This window comes from Propionivibrio sp. (assembly GCF_016790145.1).
Taxonomy (GTDB): domain Bacteria; phylum Pseudomonadota; class Gammaproteobacteria; order Burkholderiales; family Rhodocyclaceae; genus Propionivibrio.
This window is the reverse complement of record NZ_JAEUOI010000105.1, coordinates 1-19,299: the sequence shown is the minus strand read 5'-3', so window position 1 is coordinate 19,299 and position 19,299 is coordinate 1. Positions and strand designations below refer to the sequence as shown.

Sequence of the window (19,299 nt, the reverse complement as noted above, 5' to 3'; positions counted from 1 at the left end):
ATTGAAATACCGTATCCCGAGGCAAGGCATCGCAAGAGCAAGAATACACGAGACTTTTCAGCATATAAAATGCATTTCATTGATCTGCATTCGGCTCTTCAGGACTATCACCTGATCAGCGCCGGTGCTGGGCAGCACTTCCCCGGCCAGCATGCCTGGGAACTCAATGATGTGCTGCACAGTCTTCCCAAGGACGCACTGGCTACCGATCAGTCACAGAACCGCAAGCATTGAGTAGCACTTATCGGAGACCCCGCTCCTTGTCACTTCACTCCGCCAGCCGCGTCCGGCTTGCCGCGCAGCCAGGCCAGATCGGCACTCAGATAGCGCCCGAGTTCCCGGGCTCCGGTTATCGTCAGGTGATCGTCGTCGTGGTAGAGGATTTTTCCGTCGCGCACGGCATGGCAGGTCTGTTCGTCACAGAAAAAATCCATCACCTGGACCAGCCGTGCATTCGGATGCCGACTCACCACTTCGGCAAGCGCGGCAGTCACATCGGTCAGCAAAGCGTCGTTCAAGGAGCGCGCAACATCGCAGCGCGATGTATCCAGCGACGCCAGGCAGGCCGGCGCGTGATAAATCAGTTGCGGGGTTGGCGCGAGCACCACGACGCGTAAGCCGCTACGTTCGAGACTAGTCAACGTAAGGTCGAGATCCGCCTGGATGTCGGCACGTACCTGTACCAGAATTTTTTCGTCGGTTTGAACCAGACCGCTTCGTGGGATGTCAGCAACCGAAAAACTGTTGTGCGCAAAGTGGATGGGCCATCTTGCAGAAATGACCACACCCTCAAGTCCGCGGCCTTTCAACTCCATAATTTCTTGCAACACCCGTTGATTGAACTCCTGGCAGGGCTTCGCCAGAACTGCCGACCGCGATCCACGCTCCACCGTCCGTGATTCGTCAGCGATCAGCGGTGCGCAGGTGGGTCTTGTCAGTTCGTAAACGGCAACATCAGGAAATGCCTGCATCAGCATCGGTAACATGTGGCGTGCATGTGAATCTCCCCACAACAGCAGTCTGGGATGCTTTTTATCCGGGCCGTGACTGCACTTTTCCAGCGGCAAGTCGCCTGCTGGCCGCACCGGCTCGGAACATTCCTTCGTTAACGGGGGATGGTCGGCATGTGCTGTGATGATCTCCCGATACGCTTCGGCAGACTTCTGATGGTGGCGCCACGCCCACAGGCCGCCGGCCAGGAACAGCGTAGCCAGGCACATTGCCAGACCCACAAACAGCGTCGACCTTGTTCCGCTGAACAGCCACGGCCGACGTAGCCGGATGGGGCGCTCGATCCAGAGATAGGTCAACCCGGCCAGTACCAGCGCTAGCGCGACAATCAGCGCATTGCCCGCAATGTCCAGTACTCCCAGCTTGTATGTTCTGTAAATTGAAAGCAGTGGCCAGTGCCATAGGTACCACGAATAGGACAACAAGCCGATCCATACCATGGGTCTGAAGGACAACACTTGCCGCACGACGCCCCGTTCGTTGGCTGTCATGCCGACAATCAGCAAGGTTGCACCAAATACAGGCAGGATGGCCGCCCACCCCGGAAAAGGCGTGCCTTCATTCAGGGCGACGACCGAACAGGCGATCATTGCCAGGCCGGCCACGGCCAATCCCTCGGCGCACCAGCGCAGGCGCACATAGAATGCAGACCCCGCCAATCCGGCCAGGCCGCCGATGGCAAACTCCCAGACCCGGGCAGGCAGCAGGTAAAAGGCAAAGTTCTGATAAACGGGGGTTGTGACGACGCACACGACGAGCGATACCAGCAGCATCACACTCAAAGCCCACACGGCGCGTATTCGCATGGGGCCTTCGGCATGCGACGCTCGGGAAACGTGAAAAACCAGGAGCATGAGCAGGGGCCAGATCAGGTAGTACTGCTCCTCCAGGGCGAGCGACCAGGTATGCAGCAATGGCATGGTGAAGGAGGGAGAATCGAAATAGCCTCTCGTCGTCGCAAAAAAGTAGAAGTTCGATGCGAAGACAGCCACCGTCATTGCCGAGCGCGCCAGTGAGCGCTGATCATCCGAGACGGGAGCCATGAAAATCCCGCCGAGCAGCAGCGTTACAGCCACTACCAGCAGACCGGCGGGCATCAGTCGGCGCACGCGTCGTGCATAAAAGGCACTCAGACTGACACGGCCGGTGGCCACCGCCTCGTTAAAGAGCAGTGAGGTAATCAGGAAGCCGGAAATGACGAAAAAAACGTCAACGCCAACGAAGCCGCCAGAAAACCCTGGAAATCCAGCGTGAAAAAAAACCACCGAGAGGATGGCAATAGCCCGCAGCCCGTCAATATCCGGGCGATATTTGGATTGTGCTTTCGGCGTTGGAGAGTTCATGTGGGATCGATGCTGATTGAATTCCTGACGGTGAGCTTCCCCCGGATTTTCAACTTCCGGAGGGGCGTCATGCTAACAGATTTTTATGGGGCTTCTCGCTGATCGGGCCTTCGAGGAGGTGGTCAGACAGCCGGAATCTGATGTTCGTATGCTGCCGCTTGCGGCGGCAGGACCCTCGATCTGCTCGAAGCGGCGATTGAACCAGAGATACGCAAGTTGTTCACCAGGTTAACCGCAGCTCAGCGCTTGCTAACGGCCAGGAAAAATGCCACTGGCCATATCTTTCAGATGACGACATGATCGGGATTACCGATTCTGAGTGGCGGATACACTGCCTATTCCGACCTGAACCAGCGCCAGCAGAGAATCCTGGGCTTTGCGTCGGAGCGTCTGCTTTTCGAGAATGCCTACGTGCACTTTTGAGTCCATGCCAATTTTTTAGGGCTACTGCTGAGTTCACGAATAATTCCCCTTTTAACTTGCATCTCGCTTGAACTCCGCCAGCGCATTCGCTTTTCGATTCTGGCCGTCCAGGCTAATGGCATTCCTGGCTTCCATGAAGCTCATCGAGCAGGGGTGAATTTTCGTCAACTTTGTGGAAAATCATTGATATGATCAGAACATTGCTCAATACAGACAAAGCAGACTGGTCTTTATGTCACAAGACTTCACGAACAATCTTTACCAGGGAGATTCCATGTACCGCACGTATTTCCGCTTTGCCTTGCTGCTCAGTGCAGCAATCCCGTTCGCCTCGTTTTCTGCAGAAACCAGGCTGTCAATCAACGATCCCTATGTCAACCTGGTTCCGCCAAACTCGCAGGTTAGCGCAGCCTTCATGGTCATCAAGAATGCCGGAAGTTCTGATCGCAAACTGGTCAAGGCAGAAAGCCCCATCGCAAAAACCGTCGAATTGCATTCACACACCAATGAAAACGGCGTGATGAAGATGCGTGAAGTCAAGAGCATCGACATCAAGGCCAATGGTCAGGCCGAACTCAAGCCGGGCGGCTACCACATCATGTTGATCGACATCAGGCAAGCGCTCAAGGATGGTGATGCGATCCCGATCGCGCTCAGTTTCGATGATGGCAGCAAACAGCAGATCGAAGCCCCGGTGCGCAAAGTGCCAATCACCCCGTCCGCCGAAAAGGGCATGGAGCACAGTGGAATGAAGCATTAAGGGCTGAAGTTGTCACTGCTGTTGAACCAGGGGGTGTTGACATTTATTTCTTGGGCGAAATGAATGTCAAATCGCTATTTTGTCGTAGCAAGTGTCTTGTTGATCGCCGCCGTAATGCTCTCCGGCGGGCTACCGTGCTGCAGCATGACGACAAGCTTGCCGTCCGGGGCAATGATGTAAGTCACCGACGAGTGATCGACGGCATAGTGGCCTTCCGGCCCCTTTGGCTGCTTGCGGTAGCTGGATCCGTACATGCGGGCGACGGCAGCAATCTGCTCCGGCGTCCCGGTAACGCCGATCAGGCTGGTGTGAAAGAAGGGGACGTATTCCGCCAGGCGCTTCAGCGTATCGCGCTCCGGATCGACCGAGACGATAATCCCCTGCACCTTTTGCAGTGCGGCGGCATCCAGCCCGGCAAGCCCTTGCGCGATCAGCGCCAGCGACATCGGGCAAACGTCCGGGCAGTAGGTGTAGCCCAGATACAGCACCACCTTGCCACGAAAATCCGCCAGGGATACGGCACCCTTGCTGCCGGTGAGCGTGAATTCACCGCCGGTGGGCGTGCTGGCCAGCGCTAGCGGCTGGCCTGGTTGCGGTATCGCCTGGTTACCCGGTTTCCAGAAGAACAGCATCCAGACGAGCATGCCGGCGAGCAAGAGAACTGCCGCCGGGAGGAGAGTGTTTCTGTTCATTCGGTTCTTTTCACTGCCTGTTTCAGTTCAAGTTCGTGTTGGGCTCTACTATGATCAGATGCGACTTAATTCCAAAGTGGCATTTAGTCGCATGGGCGATTTGATTTCCAAATATCAAGGCTGGAGCGCCTACATGACATTACCTATGAAACAAACCGCATACATGTTGCTGTCAGCAGGCCATGCGGCTATCTCCGGGTGCTGCGATGCCAAACAACAGCTCTAGCCAAAGTAGTATCAGCAAGCTGACGGTCACTGGTAAAACCAGCACGGTATTTCGCAGCGGTTGGCATCTCTGGTGGATGGCGGTTCTTCAACGCACCCTGAGCATTTCCGCTACACCGGCCCTGGTCGGCACCGCTGCCGACTTTGAGAGTGGCAATGATCAATCTGACCGCGTCGGACCACGGCGTGTGTCAGCCGAGGGAGGGACGAATCCGGCCAGCGTGAGCCGTGCGGCCTTCCTCAGTTTTACTGTGGCTTTGCTATTGGGCATTTATCTGGTCGCCTTGGGCGGATGGCCGATTCTGCTTGCCGGCCTGGCCTCACTGCTTGCCGGCTGGTCCTACTCCGGAGGTCCGCGTCCAGTTTCCCCATTCACCCCTGGGCGACCTTTTTGTTCTGCTCTTCTTCGGGCTGGTTGCTGTCGCAGGTAGCCACTGGCTTCAACTCGGCGCCTGGTCGCCCGATGCCTTGCTCGCTGGTCTGGTGGTCGGCCTGCCGGCCGCAGCCGTCCTGCTGATCAACAACTACCGAGACCTTGAGAGTGATCTGCTTGGCGGCCGCCAAACGCTGGTATCGGTACTTGGACGCAAGCACTCGCGCCTGCTTTACGTTGCACTGATGCTGCCGCTACTTTCATGGTACGGTCATAAAGGCGCCTGGCTCGGATTTCTGGCCCTGCCGCTCAGTCTGTCGCTCATTCGCCGACTGTTGCGCAATCCGCCGGGGTCGGAGTTGAATTCCTTGCTGGCTGCTACAGCCCAGACGGGATTTGTGCTCGGACTGGTGCTGTCGATCGGAGTGCTGTTGTGAATCTGGCGGTCGATCTGCCGCTGGCCCTGGCACTCGGAATGCCTGACTTCATTGAGCGTCTGATGTCCGCTCCTTGACTTTACGTATCCGCCCCCATAGATTCCTTGTATTGCATGTATTCCGTGTTTTACAACTGGAGTGGATATGACATTGATCAGCAAACTCAAGCGGACAGCCCTCATTCTTGCCGCACTCACTGTTGCCGGAAACGCACTCGCCGATATCGTCATCGGGCAGGTCACCCCCTTGTCCGGCCCGCTTGCGCCGACCGGCAGCCACATTCGTGCCGGCGCACAGCTCTATTTCGACGCCGTCAATGCCAGTGGCGGTGTGCATGGCCAGAAAATCCGTCTGATCACAAAGGATGACGCCTATAACGCCAGCGAAACCGTTCGCCTGACCAGGGAGTTGATTAACGAGGCGCAGCCTCTGGCCCTCATCGGGTTCGTCGGCACCGGCAATGTTGAAGCGCTGCTCAAGGACAAGATACTCACCGACGCCGGCATTCCACTGGTCATGATGCGAACTGGAGCGTCAAGCGTACTCAAGAGCGGCAGCCCATGGCTGTTCTTTACCCGAGCCAGCTATGAGGCGGAAATCAACAGGATCATTCAGCAATACAGTTCCACGGGTTACCGCAATTATGCGATTTTTTACCAGAATGACCCATTTGGTCTCGACGGGCTGGCCAGCGCCGAAGCACTGATCGGCAAATACGACAGCAAGATCATCGCCAAAGCCAGTTACGAAAAGAACACCACGGAAGTTTCTGCTGCCGTCAAGTCGATTGCTGCCGCCGCACCGCAGGCGGTGATCATGATTGCCAACACAGCGGCAGGCGCCGAATTCCTCAAGCAGTCAAGGGAGATGGGCAACATGGCCGAATTCATTACACTCTCCGTCACCGATGCGGCGCAGATCGTCCAGCGCATTGGCAAGAAGGCAGCGGCCGGCCTTGTCATTACCCAGGTGGTTCCAAACCCGGAAACCCGCGCGACTCCATTAACTCGGGAAGTCATGGACAACTTTGCCAAGTTTAAGCCAGTTGACGTCACGCCCAACCATACCCTGCTGGAAGGCTTCCTCGGCGCCAAAGTGCTCGTCGAAGGCTTGCGCCGCGCCGGCCCGAATCCGACCCGCAAGAAACTGCGCGACGCCCTTGAGCAGATCAGGGACTACAATGCAGGCGACCTGTTTGTCAGCTATACAACGAATAACCATGGCGGTGTGAACTTCGTCGATATCAATATCATCAATCGCGATGGCAAGCTGCTGAAGTAGATATCAGGATCAAAGGACATCGTGCCGATTCGTGTCTATATCCGGCACTTCCGCTGTTGTCAGACTGAAGTTCTGCTTGATGCGAAGCCATTGGCCGGTAGCGGGGTTGAGGCACACATCTTCAGCTTCACAGCGTAGCGGACGGTGACATCCCATGAAGCTTACCCTGCTGTCGCGTTCGGTGCCAGAAACGTGATCGTAGACCACTCCTCCATTTCACCCAGCCGGCAACCCAGGCGCTGCGCCATGCCGCGGGCGCCGCTGCTCATGACTGCGAAGTGGCGCCAGGCGAAGACCGGCCTTAGCAGCGGGGCGGAAAAGCGCATCCAGGGTTTTGCGAGTTCCACGTCCCAGCGGTAGGTCAGGCGCACGGCGCCGGGCCCGTCTTCCTCGATGACCCAGAGGCCGATGCCACGCAGGTCGCCCCCGGCTGCCCCCTCGATCTCCCGCAAACGCAACGAACGGGTCGTGGTAATGACAAGCGAGAATCCGTAGCCCAGCCCGCTGCGCCAGTGAAAGCGATAACTGGCGCCAACGCCGTCGTCATCGCCGGCGGCAAGCGGCTCGACGCTCGCCAGATGGGGCCACCAGTCGGACCATGTCTGGGGTCGGCTGAGCAATTCCCAGATCCGTTCGCGCGTCGTATCCAGGCGCCAGCGACTGACCAGAACCAAGCGGAGGCTCACCGCGACCGGCTCATGCCGCAGGCACGGGAAGGGCTTCGCGGCTGCGCAAAAAGACCATGGCGCCCGTCTCGCTCACTGCCTCCTGATGCATGCTGCCGAGGAGCGCCAGATGGAACTCTCCGGCGCGCACTAGGATGTCGCCGAAGAAGGCCTCGCCCGCCAGCATGATGCATTCCTCCTCGCCGTCATGGGCGTGGGGCGGCAGGCGGGTTCCGGGGGCCATGCGAACGAAGCGGGAGATGAAGTCCCCGTCGCGCCAGAGCAGCTTTTGCTCGGCGCCCTCGGCAATAGCCTCCCAGTTACCCTCGCCGGCCAGGACGGTATGCAGCGCCGGTCCGTCGCCGGGTAGCAGGCCGCCGATCAGCTCGGCGAACACTGCGGCCGTGTGTCCCAGTGAGGTGCCGCGCAGGTAGGCGATGCCGCCCTGACGGGAACTGATGCGGCCATGGCGGCTGCCTGCGGGCGACACGTGGTAGTCGCCGGGACCCAGCTCCAGATCGCCCAGTTGCAGCCCGCCCTGGAGCACGATGCCTTCCTCGAGGTGGCGGTGGCGATGTACCGGCAGCGCCGCTCCCGGCGCCAGCTCGATGAGCACGGAGGCGCCCTCCGGGCCCTCGCGCAGGGTCTTGGTGCGCACGCCGGCCTTGATCTCACGCCAGGCGCCGTCGCCGGCACGCACGGTGACCAGCCCGGCATGGCGACGCTTGCTATCGCCGACGCGGGCCATCAGCCTTCCGCGCAGGCTTGCCCTGTGAGAAGGAGGAACCTCCAGAGGCGCCAGGCTCTCAAGGATCAGCCGGTTGATCTCACTCACCGCGCGGCCACCCTCGCCGGAAATCTCGTCCGGGAGGTCGCTGTCGGGCAGTCTGGGATCGGTACTCATGGCGTCACCATTTGGCTCAGGTTGGCGGCGCCGGATGCTGAGCCGAGAAGCTCGCGCAGGCGCAGCAGGGCACGGCGAATGTGTGATTTCACGGTGCCCAGCGGCAGTCCCATCTGAGCGGCGATCTCCTCGTGGGAAAGCCCCCGGAAGAAGGCCAGTGCCACCAGTTGGCGGGGCAGCGGTTCGAGGTCGCGCAGGGCGGCGTGCAGGCGGTGCTGCTTTTCGACAGCGTCGAGCAGGTCGTGGGGATTGCTTCCGTCTTCCGCCTCGATGCTGGCGAGCCGCTCATCGCCGAGGGGCTCGGTGCTGTCAGCACGGCGCAGGGCGTCGAGCGCGCGGCTGCGGGCGATGGTCAAGATCCAGGCGACAGCGGCGCCGCGAGTGGGGTCAAAGCGCGGCGCCTGGCGCCAGACCTGCCAGAAGCAATCCTCGGTCACTTCCTCGGCGGTCTGCACCTGACGGGTGATGCGCAAAGCCAGGCCATAGACCCGGCCGGCCATGGTTTCGTAGAGTTCCGCGAGGGCCTGCTCGTCCTGCCGCACCACGCGCGCAATCCAGTCGCACAGACAAGCCTCGCTGGCGGCCGCCGAGCTTGCCCGGCGCCTGCTTGCAGCGCTTTCGGCGCCATGGGCTTCCTCGTCCGCGGCAGCGACGCTGGCCGGCGCGTCGAACCAGGCGTCGTCTGCGCTTGCTGCCAATAACAAATCAGGGGGGTCGGTCAGTGCCATGAGTGCATCTTGCACCAATCCGCCTCTCCTGCCAAATTCACTTGCTCGGGACGCATACATCGCAGGGGCAAGGCTGGCCGACACCGGTATGAAAACATTGGGTACGGCGAGGGGCGCCAGATGGCGTCCTGGTGGATCATCGGCAATGCGCGGTGACATAGCGCGGATCGTGCCTGAATGGGAGATGTCAGCGCGTCGACGCCTGGCGCAGGAAGGCCACCAGGTCGTCCCGATCGATCGCGTCAGCGACTGAATAGCCCATGCGCTGACCGGGAACGAGTGTCTCCGGGTTCTTCAACCAGGCATCGAGAGTCGCAGCGTCCCAGACCATGTCCGCCCCCTTGAGGGCCGGCGAGTACTCGTAGCCGGGGGCGGAACCCGCCCGACGGCCGAAGACACCCCGGTGCATGGGTCCGACCCGATGCGCGTCGAGGCTGTGGCAGGCGCCACAGCGGGCTTCGTACAGCGCGCCGCCGCGCGCCGTGTCGGCGGCGCGAGCGGCGCCGACGGGAGGTACCGACAGGGCGACCACCGCAGTCAGCAGCGAAGTGGCCCGCAACGCCAGTCCGGCCGCCTGCGCCAACTCAGGCTCCGAAGCTCAGGGCCACCACCGGTACCGGCTTGCCGAGGCTGCTGGTCAGCAGTGACCAGTGCATGGTCTCGTCGGCGGCCAGGCGCGCCGCTACCTTGGCCAGATCCTTGTCGCCGAAGGCGGGAATGACACCAAGATAGGCATTGACGGCCCCCAGTTCGAGGCGCGCTGCCAGGGTCAGAACGTCCGTCTGGGACTTGAGCCCACCGGCGCTCAGGGCCGCCGCATAGTCGGCGTTGGACTTGGCCATGACGGCTTTGCCGCCCAGCTTTTCGATGGTGGCAATGAGCGCGTCCCGGTGCCCTTTGTGATGACTCTGGAAGAGTACCGCAGTGTCCAGCACCGGCTTCTGCAGCAGTCCGCTCTCGGCACCCAACTGGTAGGCGGCGATGGCCTCGTACTCCAGGCCCAGGGCCACGTTGAGGATACCCACATCGCTGGACGGATTGGCGCTCGCCGCTGCGGCGATGTGAGTATGGCCGGCTAGAAGCGCCAGGGCAGCGCCCGATAGGGCGATACCGCCGCTCGTACTCAGGAAGCTGCGGCGGGTGACATCAGGAGATTGATTCGTCTTGATCAGCATGGTGCTTTCCTTCATTCAGTTGCGACCTAGTGAGGCCGGGTTCGGTTCTTGACAAGAGGTGCCCAGCAAGCACCTGTTGACCCATACGCAGCGATGCCGAGTCCGGATGCAGGAAAATAAATTGTGGGGCGACTACCGCAGCCATAGCTTCACCGACAACTTCCCTGTCAGGCAGCAATGCAGCGCTAACTGACGTCCTGATTAGCCACAATGTTCAGCACGTCATTCCGGGGCCGCGAAGCGGAACCCGGAATCCAGTAAGCAGGGGTGACTACCCACTGGATTCAAGAATCTGCTTTGCCGGACAATGCTGGCATGGCGACTTGTGCCATTCAGCGCTATCAGGCTGAACGTCGCTAACAATCCGGAGGGTCTGTGACTTTCCATGACTGAGGAGTACAGTCGGAGCAACACGAGTCACAGTAATCCGACCCGGGGCGTCCATTCAGTGTAGAACTGCCGAAATTCGTCGCTGCTCTGAATTCAACGGATAAACCGCTTAAGCACATCGCGAAAAACCGGAGTATTGGCCTGCTCAAGCCATTCGAAAACAACCATTTCCCGGCTGACAATCTCAGCGCCGTTCTGCTGCATGCGCTGCAAGGCCAGTTCTTTATCGTGGTGGCGCCTTGCGCCGACAGCATCCTCGACTACAAACACCTGGCGACCCACTGCCAACAGGTCGAGTACCGTCTGTTGCACACAGACATGGGCTTCAGTGCCCACGACAACCCATTGTTTCCGCCCTGCTTCACAGGCCTGAAGCAATTTGCCCTCGCTGACGGCCGAAAAATGCGTCTTCTGCACAATGGCGTCTTCGGGGAACCGCGCCCGCAGCCCGGCCTCGACCAGACCCAAACTCTGGGGACAGTGCTCTGTTGCCAGCACAGGCACGCCAATAACCTGTGCCACATCGACCAGCCACACGGCATTGGCCAGAACGGTCTGGGCGCATTCAATGGCAGGCAACAAGCGCGCTTGCAGGTCAATGGCCAGCAGTAATGATTCAGAAGGCTTGATTCGCATGCTGCTGTTCTCGTGAAAAGCTCACCGCTCTGCATGAGCGCGTGACGACTTGATTATGGTCTATCAGAGCTGGCGGGCTTCCTGTCACGCGTCAGCTTTACGTGAAATGGGTAACGGCACCATCACCGCTTGCCCCGGCTGGCTACAGCCCGCATCACAGCACCGGCCAGGCTGCTTGTTGCGGGTAATCGGCCGATTGTCATCCGTCAGCACGCCGCGATCAAGCAAACGCTCCACCAGATCGACCTTGTCGCCGAGCGGGTAGTTGCGCCAGATTTCCTGCTTCAGGGCGCTCGGGGAGCCGCCACCGTGCAAGCTGATCAGGGAGTACCAGCCGCCCTGGTAGGATGCCGTCAAATCCTCGATGAAGCGCGCGACTTCGATTCGCTTGTCGTACGGAACATCGGGATTGGCTCGCAGCACCTCGGCCAGGGTCGCTGCGGTAGCCGGGTTGTGGTCTTCATCCGGGCCTGGCAAGGCGACGATGAGGCCTCCCGACACTTCGTGGGCAAGGCGATGCATGTCGTAAATCTGGGTGGAGAGCAGAAGCTTGCCGATGTTGGCGAACACGGGTTCCGGCATGAAGCTCTTCGAGTAGGGGTCTTGCACGGCATAGACACTGGCCGCGACACCGCAGGCGTAGAAGCCTTCGGTAATCTTGATGAGTTCCACCATGGGATCGCGCAGGCTGGCCTTGCGGTCGGGGTCAAGGCCGTTGGCTTCGCACATCAGCGCACCCGCTCCGATCAGCAAATCACCGAAGCCTGCACGGGCAGCGATACAGCTATGGCGGTGATGGGTGGCGTAGTTGTAAGTGACGTCCCCTGAGAACTCCCATTCACCGGCAACGAAAACGCGCTCCCAGGGAACGAACACCTTGTCAAGGATGACAACGCCGGTGGCCTGGCCATATCGGCGAGAGAAGAGTGGAGAACCATGTTCCGGCTTCTCGCCCGGACGCCCGGCCGGACGAGACACAATGGTAATGCCAGGCGCATCGACGGGAACGGCGCAGCAGACGGCAAACTGGGCATCGGCCTCCTGCATGTTGCGTGAAGGCATGACCAGGAACTCGTGCACGTAGGGCGCTGCGGTCACGATGGCCTTGGTGCCGGAGATGACAATGCCTTGGCCGTTGCGCTCGACGATATGCACATAGACATCCCGATTGAGTTGCTGGTTAGGGCGCTTGCTGCGGTCGCCCTTGGCATCGGTCATGGCGATACCGAGTGTCAGATCTTCATCCTGGACATGCTGCAGGTAGGCGGCAAATTTGGCGCGATATTCGGTGCTCCCTTTTGCGTCATCGATCCGGGCGACAGCCTGACCAATCCCGTTGAGTGCATCGTGTGCCAGGTAGCGCTGGGCACAGCCTGTCTCCTGGCAGAGTATGCGGACCGCCTCCAGCTTGTTCAGCAAGTCACCGGCCGATTCGTCGATGTGCAGCATGCGATTGACGGTCTTGCCGCTGACGGACTGCCTGGCCGTCATCAACGGCGCCCTGGCAGGGTCAAGCGCGAAGTCATAGGTGACGGCAAGTGCGTTAATGCCGGGCTGAAGCGAGAGAGCATCGACCACGGACTCAATCAAGCGGCCATCGACATAGACCGTGGGCTTGTATTTCCGCAAGGAGTCACGGTAATCCTGACCGTTCATCAACTTGCTGCGGTCACTGCCTGCTGCATTGGTTACCATGCGTACTCCTCAATGACATCCGGAAAACTCATCGAGCAAGATGGCGGATATGCCGGGCGACGGCCAGTAACTGCGTATCGTCCATGCGTACGATGAATTTCCGGCTGACCGAACTGATCAGTTTCACCGCACCCGACATGGCCAGACGCGCCGACTGCTCAATGACAAAGCCGACCTGGGCATCCTTGAGTGCGCGCAGGTAATAGTAATTCATTCCGGCCTCGGTGAGTTCGGCCACCAAGTCCGCCAGGGCATCGCCATGGCCGGCAAGCGCCGGTGATGCTTCAAGCGACGTCAACACGGCCTCTGTTCTGGCCTGCAGTTCCGGTGAGTGACGGAAACGCAGAAAGGGCTCGGCCGCTTCATGGACAGTGGCGCGCGTGGAGCTTGTGGCTGGTTTGGCGCGTATTGTCGAAGCGGCTTTGGTCACCGACTTGGCGCCTGATTTCGCTGTGGATTTTGTTGCCGGTTTTGCCGGGGTAGCCATAGTATTCCCTTCGCTATCAAAGATACGCCCTACTGACCCCAGTTAATCTGGAGGACAACATGAGCGTCGATCTTACACCTCTGTCCATAACCTGCTTGCCGAGCTTTCAGAACGGCCTGTAAAGCCGGCTGGAAGCCAGGGCGCATGACCCCATCGAGATGCCATGCGAGGAGTTTGCGCCGATTGATACTTGCCCAAACCTCGATACGGCCGCAATCGACCCGAACCATCGGCTGATGCCATCCTCAACCAGCCGATCGACAGGGTATGCTTGTTCTAAAAGAGAACTGTTGCAATCGCCCTGCCGATTGACCGCTGTCGATGCGCACCAATATACTTGTGCTGCTATTGTTGAATGACCTTTTTGCAGCAATTCAGCTAGATTTTGCAAACCGTGCTGATACCTCGCGATCACCATCCCCCTGGTAGCCGAGGGATGAATTGAATCCTTGAACGACAAACGTTTTCGCGTATCCGATCCTTGTTCACCCAGGAGATAACCATGGCCAGTCAATCTACGAAACTTGTCTTGCGCGGACTGTTTGCCGGTGCTGTCAGCGGAGCGCTCTTGTTGACCGGCTGTGCTTCGGCGGGGGGCGGGGACGGTGAGACTGGCTTCAGCGCACCCAAGACCGGCTTTGCCAACCAGCAAAGCTTTGGCACCAGCGATCTTGCACAGACACCGGGCACGGCGCCGCCGGCCGATCCGTGGCCCCGGGATCTGAGCATCAGCAACGCGGCGGTGCTCGTCTATCAACCGCAGATCAACTCCTGGAACGGCAATAAGATCGATTTCAGGGCGGCGCTGGCGATCAAGCCGAGCGGCGCGCAGGAGGAGACCTTCGGTGTTGTCTTCGCCAGCGCGCGCGCGCAGGTCGACAAGGTGACACGCACCGTCGTTTTCGAAAACCTGAGGATCACCAAAAGCGATTTCCCGACACTGCCTGAGCGTGGCGCCGCCTATGTGGCAGAACTGCAGGCCAGCCTGGCGGCAGGCCTGAAGACCATTTCGCTCGATCGCCTGCAGGCTTCGCTTGCCGCATCGGGAATCAAACCATCTTCGGTTCCCGTCCTCAATGCACCGCCGCAGATCATCGTCAGCTACTCGCCGGCGATCCTGGTGCCCATCGATGGCCCGCCGGTACTCAAACCCGTCGCCGATTACGGCCAGCTACAACGCGCGATCAATACGCGGGCGCTGATCCTGACCGGTGGCATCGGCGCTGCTTACTACCTCCATGTTTATGATGGGTGGCTGACTTCGACGTCGATCGGCGGGCCATGGACGCTGGCCTCGCCTGGCTGGGGGGCGCAGCAGGAACTGGACAACGTTGCCCGGCAACTGTCTGCTGCGGGGAAAGTCGATTTGCTCGACGGCGGGCCGCAGGCGAATCCAAAGCCCTCTCTGGCCAATGGCGTCCCGACCATCTATACCGCTCAGGGGCCGGCGGAACTGGTGATTTTCAACGGCCAGCCCGATTTCCTGCCGATCGACGGAACGCCTCTGCTGTGGGCATCGAACTCGACCAACGATGTGCTGATCAACACCGCCAATAACGATTACTACGTCCTGCTCGCGGGACGCTGGTTCCGCTCGGCCGCGCTCAGCGGGCCGTGGACCTTTGTCGCCAGCAATGCGCTGCCTCCCGCTTTCGCCCAGATACCGGCCAGTTCGAAGGCTGCGGCCGTACTGGCGTCAGTGGCCGGCACGCCGCAGGCGCAGGAAGCCATTATCGCCAACAGCATTCCGCAGACCGCGAGCGTTCCGCTCAGCAACGGGCCGACATTCACGCCGTCCTTCGACGGCCCGCCGCAATACGCCCCGATTGCCGGCACTCCTTTGTCCTCTGTCGTCAACTCGTCGGTACCGATCATCCAGGCCGGAGCCAGCGGCTATTACGCCGTATCCGCCGGTGTGTGGTTCAGCGCGCCTCAATTGACCGGACCCTGGGTCGTCGCCAGCGCGGTGCCCGACGTCATCTACACCATCCCTGCTTCATCTCCGCTGCACTATGTCACCTATGTGCGGATTTACGAAGCAACGCCTGCTGTGGTGTTCACGGGTTACACCCCAGGCTATCTCGGCACTGTCGTCGACCCGTCAGGAACCGTGGTGTACGGCACCGGTTATTACTACTCGCCGTGGATCGGCTCGGTATGGTATCCGGCACCCGTGACCTATACCGTTGCTGCCGTACCCGTCTATAACCCCTATGTCGGCTTCACCTTCGGCTTCGCCATGGGGCTGGCCACAGCGGCGTGGGCGTCGCCGTACTACGGCGGCTTCTATGGCGCCTATTATCATCCTGCTTACTGGGGCGGATACCCTTGCTGCGCCTCCGCCAGCGCGAATGTTTACGGACACTGGGGCAACACTGTGACCTCCGGCACGCGCTCGTGGTATGCGGGCGGTGGCGTTGCCGGCAGTACCGCCAGCGGCAACTACTTCAACCAGCGCACCGGCACCTCGGGCTCATATGCCGCCGGCAGACAATTCAACGCCTACACCGGCAATTACACGCGCGGCTACGACCGCACCGTCAACACCGCCGCCGGTGGCTACGGCAACGTCGCCCGCGCCAGCAATGACAACGTCTATACCGGGCAGCGCTCTACCGGCTCAAGCGTCTCGGGAACAGGCGCCGACGGCAGCAGCTACCAACGTAGCGGAGCAACGACAGCGGGCCCCGATGGGTATGCCCATGCCGGCCAGGGTTCGACCTACAACGCCAATACCGGCAAGACCAACACCTGGAATACGGCTTCCGTCGGCAACAACCATTATGCCGACGTCAATGGCAACGTGTACAGGAATACCGGCGATGGGTGGCAGCAACATTCATCGGGCGGGTGGTCCGGATCGTCCAGCGCCTCGTCGTGGGGCGACAGGGAATCGGCAGCACGCAGCTTCGGCGATGACCGCTTCGGCAGCTTCGTCGGCGCCGACCACTCAGGTGGTGGCCTGTTTGGCGGAGATGATCGCTTTGGAGGCGGCTTCGGCGGCGATCGTTTCGGAGGCGGTGGCTTCAGCGGAGGCCGCTTTGGTGGCGGTGGTTTCGGCGGTGGCGGGTTCCGCGGCGGGCGACGTTGACTCCGGTGGGCATGACTCTGGCAGGCACCGCAGGTTTTGAAAGTCATGCCCCTCGGCTTCGGCTGCCGTTCCGAGACAATGCGGCGTTCATGCCCTGGTCTGGTTTGAAACTCACCAGACAAAGCCATCGGCCATCGAGCGTGAAAAAGCCATCAAGGAGTGGCGCAGAACACTGTAAATTTGTTCTGACGCTAACTCATTGAAATACCGTGGCGCGAAATTTGGCCATGGACTGACGGGCCAGACCGGAGTACGAGGTGCGGTTCAAGAGTCGCTGAAGCGACTTTCACGTTAAAGTACGGGAATTGACAGCCGACTGCATGACAATGAACAGCCATCTCCAGGCAGAGAACTTTTCCCTTCACCGGCAGTTGGAATCCCTGCTGAACGAAGCGCGGATCAATGAAGACAAGATGCGCCGCTTTGATCAGCTCGAACGCCAGTTGATTGGCGCCGGCTCGCTGCTGGAACTGCTTCACCTGCTGCTCAGCGAATGCAAACTCACGTTCGGGCTTGAGTTTGTGACCCTCGCGCTGGTTGATCGGGAGAATGAGGCCAGCCGGATTCTGGAAAGCGGGCTGGGCAGCGATACCGCCTGCAGCGGACTCACTTTGCTGCCGACGCCGGCTGCGCTGGAAACGCTGTATTGCAGCACACATCGTCCCTTTCTCGGCGTCTTCAGCGAGGCGCAACACCAGACACTGTTCAATGCGCCGGCGGCTGCGATTGCCTCTGTGGCCCTGTTGCCGCTTACGCGTCAGGGTGAACTGATCGGTAGCCTCCACTTTGGCAGTGCCAACCCCGATCGTTATGTTGCCGGTTGTGCAACCGACTTCCTTGAGCGACTGGCTGAAATCATCGCCCTTTGCCTGGAAAGTGCACTGATACAGGAACGCCTGAAGCTGGCCGGGCTGACCGATGCCTTGACCGGGGTGCCGAACCGCCGATACTTCGAACACCGCTGCCAGGCCGAAATCAGCCAGGCTCGCCGATACCGGCATGCGCTGGGGTGCATGTTCCTCGACATCGATCGATTCAAGCGGATCAACGACACGCACGGCCATCAGACGGGTGATGAAGTGCTGCGCAGCGTAGCTGTCGTCATACAGTCCCAGTTGCGGGCGGGCGATACGATTGCCCGCTACGGCGGCGAGGAATTCGTTGTTCTCCTGCCGCAGTCCGAGCTGCATTATGCCCGGCAAATCGCTGAACGGATTCGCCGCAGCATCGAAGAAAACCAGTTCCAGGACCATTCGGGACAGGCCATCAAGGTCACCCTCTCGATCGGGCTCTCGATGTTGCCCGCCGAGCTGCCGTCCGTGGAAAATCAGCAACAGGCCGAACGGCTGATTGCTGCCGCCGACCAGGCGCTCTATCAGGCCAAGAATGGAGGTCGCAACCGCGTCGTCTGCGCCGGGAGTGTGCCGTTGGCTACAGCGCGACTTTCAGCCTGGCGCAGGATCTTTCGCCCACTTTCCGCCAGGAAACGCTCGAAGCGCGCCTGAGGATCTTGCAGGTTGATCAAACCCGTAGATCAACCCCGGCCCCGTCCTCTCATGCTCGCCGACACAGTGGACTCAATTACCCCACGATACCAGCATCGATGCAGCAAGCGGATTCATGGCTTCGAAGTCCTCGGCCAGGCGGTAACTTTCCTCGCCAGGGTAGATGACCATTCTGCGTACGGGTTTGAGGTCGGCACAGGCGGCATGAAAACCACGTTCCAGCTTGGGCGTCAGGCTGCGTTTGATCTCTACGGCCTACAGCTCGTCATTGGGCCGGCACAGCAACAAGTCGATTTCTGCGCCGCAACTGCTCCGGTAGAAATATCCGTGAACGCCTTCCGGCGCACAGTTTAGTAAATTCTCGACGACAAAGCCCTCCCAGCTTTGCCCGAGTACCGGATGCGCGAGCAGGGTTTCCTTGTCCGGGATAGCCAGCAGCACATGCACCAGTCCACTGTCACGTACATAGACCTTGGGCGACTTGACCAGGCGTTTGCCGAGATTAGCGTGCCAGGGCGGCAGGCGGCGCACCAGCAGGAGATCGACAAGCAGATCGAGATATGACGCAGCGGTCTTCGCATCCACCCCCAGATTGCGGGCAAACTGGGCGGTGTTGAGCAGGAAGCCCTGATGATGCGCCAGCATGCCCCAGAAGCGGCGCAGGGTTTCAGCCGCAATGCGCTGACAAAATTGCGCAATGTCGCGTTCCAGATAAGTACGGATGAAGTCCTGCCGCCAGCGAAGGCTGCGCGCATTACTCGGGGCCAGCATACTTTCGGTAAAGCCGCTGCGCAGCCAGAGCGTATCCGGAGGCAGATGGCGGGTTTCCTGCAAGGTAAAGGGTGCCAGTTCAAGATAGGCAATTCGCCCGGCCAGCGTTTCACCGGATTGCTTGAGCAGATCGAGCGCCGCCGAGCCGAGCAGCAGATAATTCCCCGCGCGTCGGCCTTCACGCCGGTTACGGTTAATCAGACCGCGCAGGATCGGGAACAGGCCGGGAGCCCGGTGAACCTCGTCAAGAATGACCAGCTTGTCGACATGGTCGGCCAGATACAACTCGGCTTGCGCCAGTTTTGCGCGATCCTGTTCCGATTCCAGATCGAGATAAAGATAAGGCCGTCCACTCGCCCTGGCCGCTTCCAGAACCAGCATCGTCTTGCCCGTCTGGCGTGGGCCGAGCAATGCCACGGCAGAGGAATGCGCCAGTGCATCGAGCAGAACGGGAGTCAGGATTCGATCTAAGATCCTGGCAATTATGGATTTATATTCCGCGAATTACCATGATAAATGGTGGCGTCAAGGCTGACTTCTTGCAATAAATACCGATAAGATGTCGCCCCCTGACCAGGGTTTTGCCTAAAGCGGAATTCCTCTACCTGGTTTCTCGAATCTCGTGGCGCGTTGATTTCTACCCGATACGCTCGTTGGCCCAAGCCAATACCAGCTTGACTGTCATACGAATTTTCTGGCGATCAAGT

General features: G+C 59.9%; 17 protein-coding genes. 6 read left to right on the top strand and 11 right to left on the bottom strand.

What is annotated here, in order from left to right; all coding sequences use genetic code 11:
• The first annotated feature begins 69 nt into the window (after window positions 1-69).
• A complete protein-coding gene (locus JNM42_RS09415; protein ID WP_294268644.1) occupies window positions 70-234 on the top strand; it encodes a hypothetical protein in 165 nt (54 codons plus the stop codon).
• Between the two features lie 29 nt (window positions 235-263).
• Here the strand turns inward: JNM42_RS09415 and JNM42_RS09410 are convergent, their stop codons facing one another.
• On the bottom strand, window positions 264-2,354 hold the full coding sequence (locus JNM42_RS09410) for an acyltransferase family protein (protein ID WP_294268642.1): 2,091 nt from the start codon (window positions 2,352-2,354) through the stop codon (window positions 264-266).
• 697 nt (window positions 2,355-3,051) lie between these two features.
• Here JNM42_RS09410 and JNM42_RS09405 point away from each other — a divergent pair.
• On the top strand, window positions 3,052-3,537 hold the full coding sequence (locus JNM42_RS09405) for a copper chaperone PCu(A)C (RefSeq protein ID WP_294268640.1): 486 nt from the start codon (window positions 3,052-3,054) through the stop codon (window positions 3,535-3,537).
• Window positions 3,538-3,611: 74 nt separating this feature from the next.
• Here the strand turns inward: JNM42_RS09405 and JNM42_RS09400 are convergent, their stop codons facing one another.
• Window positions 3,612-4,229: an SCO family protein gene (locus tag JNM42_RS09400; protein ID WP_294268637.1), complete on the bottom strand. Its 618-nt coding sequence runs from the start codon at window positions 4,227-4,229 to the stop codon at window positions 3,612-3,614.
• Between the two features lie 552 nt (window positions 4,230-4,781).
• On the opposite strand from JNM42_RS09400, the gene JNM42_RS09395 reads away from it, so the two are divergent.
• Window positions 4,782-5,264 carry a UbiA family prenyltransferase gene (locus JNM42_RS09395; RefSeq protein ID WP_294268634.1) on the top strand — a complete coding sequence of 161 codons (483 nt, stop codon included), beginning with the start codon at window positions 4,782-4,784 and terminating at the stop codon, window positions 5,262-5,264.
• Between the two features lie 144 nt (window positions 5,265-5,408).
• Entirely contained in the window at window positions 5,409-6,545 is a 1,137-nt protein-coding gene (locus JNM42_RS09390; RefSeq protein ID WP_294268632.1) for an ABC transporter substrate-binding protein, read from the top strand.
• A gap of 161 nt (window positions 6,546-6,706) precedes the next feature.
• On the opposite strand, the gene JNM42_RS09385 is transcribed toward JNM42_RS09390, so the two are convergent.
• The 8 genes from JNM42_RS09385 to JNM42_RS09350 all read right to left on the bottom strand — a co-directional run bounded on the left by JNM42_RS09385 (window position 6,707) and on the right by JNM42_RS09350 (window position 13,225).
• Window positions 6,707-7,231: an SRPBCC family protein gene (locus JNM42_RS09385; RefSeq protein WP_294268630.1), complete on the bottom strand. Its 525-nt coding sequence runs from the start codon at window positions 7,229-7,231 to the stop codon at window positions 6,707-6,709.
• Between the two features lie 10 nt (window positions 7,232-7,241).
• Window positions 7,242-8,114: a cupin domain-containing protein gene (locus JNM42_RS09380; protein WP_294268628.1), complete on the bottom strand. Its 873-nt coding sequence runs from the start codon at window positions 8,112-8,114 to the stop codon at window positions 7,242-7,244.
• On the bottom strand, window positions 8,111-8,842 hold the full coding sequence (locus JNM42_RS09375; protein WP_294268626.1) for a sigma-70 family RNA polymerase sigma factor: 732 nt from the start codon (window positions 8,840-8,842) through the stop codon (window positions 8,111-8,113). The genes JNM42_RS09380 and JNM42_RS09375 overlap by 4 nt, the downstream gene beginning before the upstream one ends.
• Window positions 8,843-9,029: 187 nt before the next feature.
• Window positions 9,030-9,374, bottom strand: a complete 345-nt coding sequence (locus tag JNM42_RS09370; RefSeq protein WP_294268755.1) for a c-type cytochrome — start codon at window positions 9,372-9,374, stop codon at window positions 9,030-9,032.
• 52 nt (window positions 9,375-9,426) lie between these two features.
• Window positions 9,427-10,017, bottom strand: a complete 591-nt coding sequence (locus JNM42_RS09365) for a ferritin-like domain-containing protein (RefSeq protein ID WP_294268624.1) — start codon at window positions 10,015-10,017, stop codon at window positions 9,427-9,429.
• A 483-nt stretch (window positions 10,018-10,500) separates the two neighbouring features.
• Complete coding sequence (locus JNM42_RS09360) at window positions 10,501-11,043, bottom strand: isochorismatase family protein (protein WP_294268622.1); 543 nt, start codon at window positions 11,041-11,043, stop codon at window positions 10,501-10,503.
• 84 nt (window positions 11,044-11,127) lie between these two features.
• Window positions 11,128-12,738, bottom strand: a complete 1,611-nt coding sequence (locus tag JNM42_RS09355) for a 4-hydroxyphenylacetate 3-hydroxylase N-terminal domain-containing protein (protein ID WP_294268620.1) — start codon at window positions 12,736-12,738, stop codon at window positions 11,128-11,130.
• Window positions 12,739-12,766: 28 nt separating this feature from the next.
• Window positions 12,767-13,225: a hypothetical protein gene (locus JNM42_RS09350; RefSeq protein WP_294268618.1), complete on the bottom strand. Its 459-nt coding sequence runs from the start codon at window positions 13,223-13,225 to the stop codon at window positions 12,767-12,769.
• A gap of 502 nt (window positions 13,226-13,727) precedes the next feature.
• Between JNM42_RS09350 and JNM42_RS09345 the strand changes: the two genes are divergently transcribed.
• Together JNM42_RS09345 and JNM42_RS09340 are read left to right on the top strand one after the other, a co-directional pair.
• Window positions 13,728-16,316 carry a hypothetical protein gene (locus JNM42_RS09345; protein WP_294268616.1) on the top strand — a complete coding sequence of 863 codons (2,589 nt, stop codon included), beginning with the start codon at window positions 13,728-13,730 and terminating at the stop codon, window positions 16,314-16,316.
• A 320-nt stretch (window positions 16,317-16,636) separates the two neighbouring features.
• A complete protein-coding gene (locus JNM42_RS09340) occupies window positions 16,637-17,821 on the top strand; it encodes a sensor domain-containing diguanylate cyclase (protein WP_294268614.1) in 1,185 nt (394 codons plus the stop codon).
• A 255-nt stretch (window positions 17,822-18,076) separates the two neighbouring features.
• On the opposite strand, the gene JNM42_RS09335 is transcribed toward JNM42_RS09340, so the two are convergent.
• Window positions 18,077-19,009: an ATP-binding protein gene (locus JNM42_RS09335; protein WP_294268612.1), complete on the bottom strand. Its 933-nt coding sequence runs from the start codon at window positions 19,007-19,009 to the stop codon at window positions 18,077-18,079.
• Window positions 19,010-19,299 lie beyond the last annotated feature (290 nt).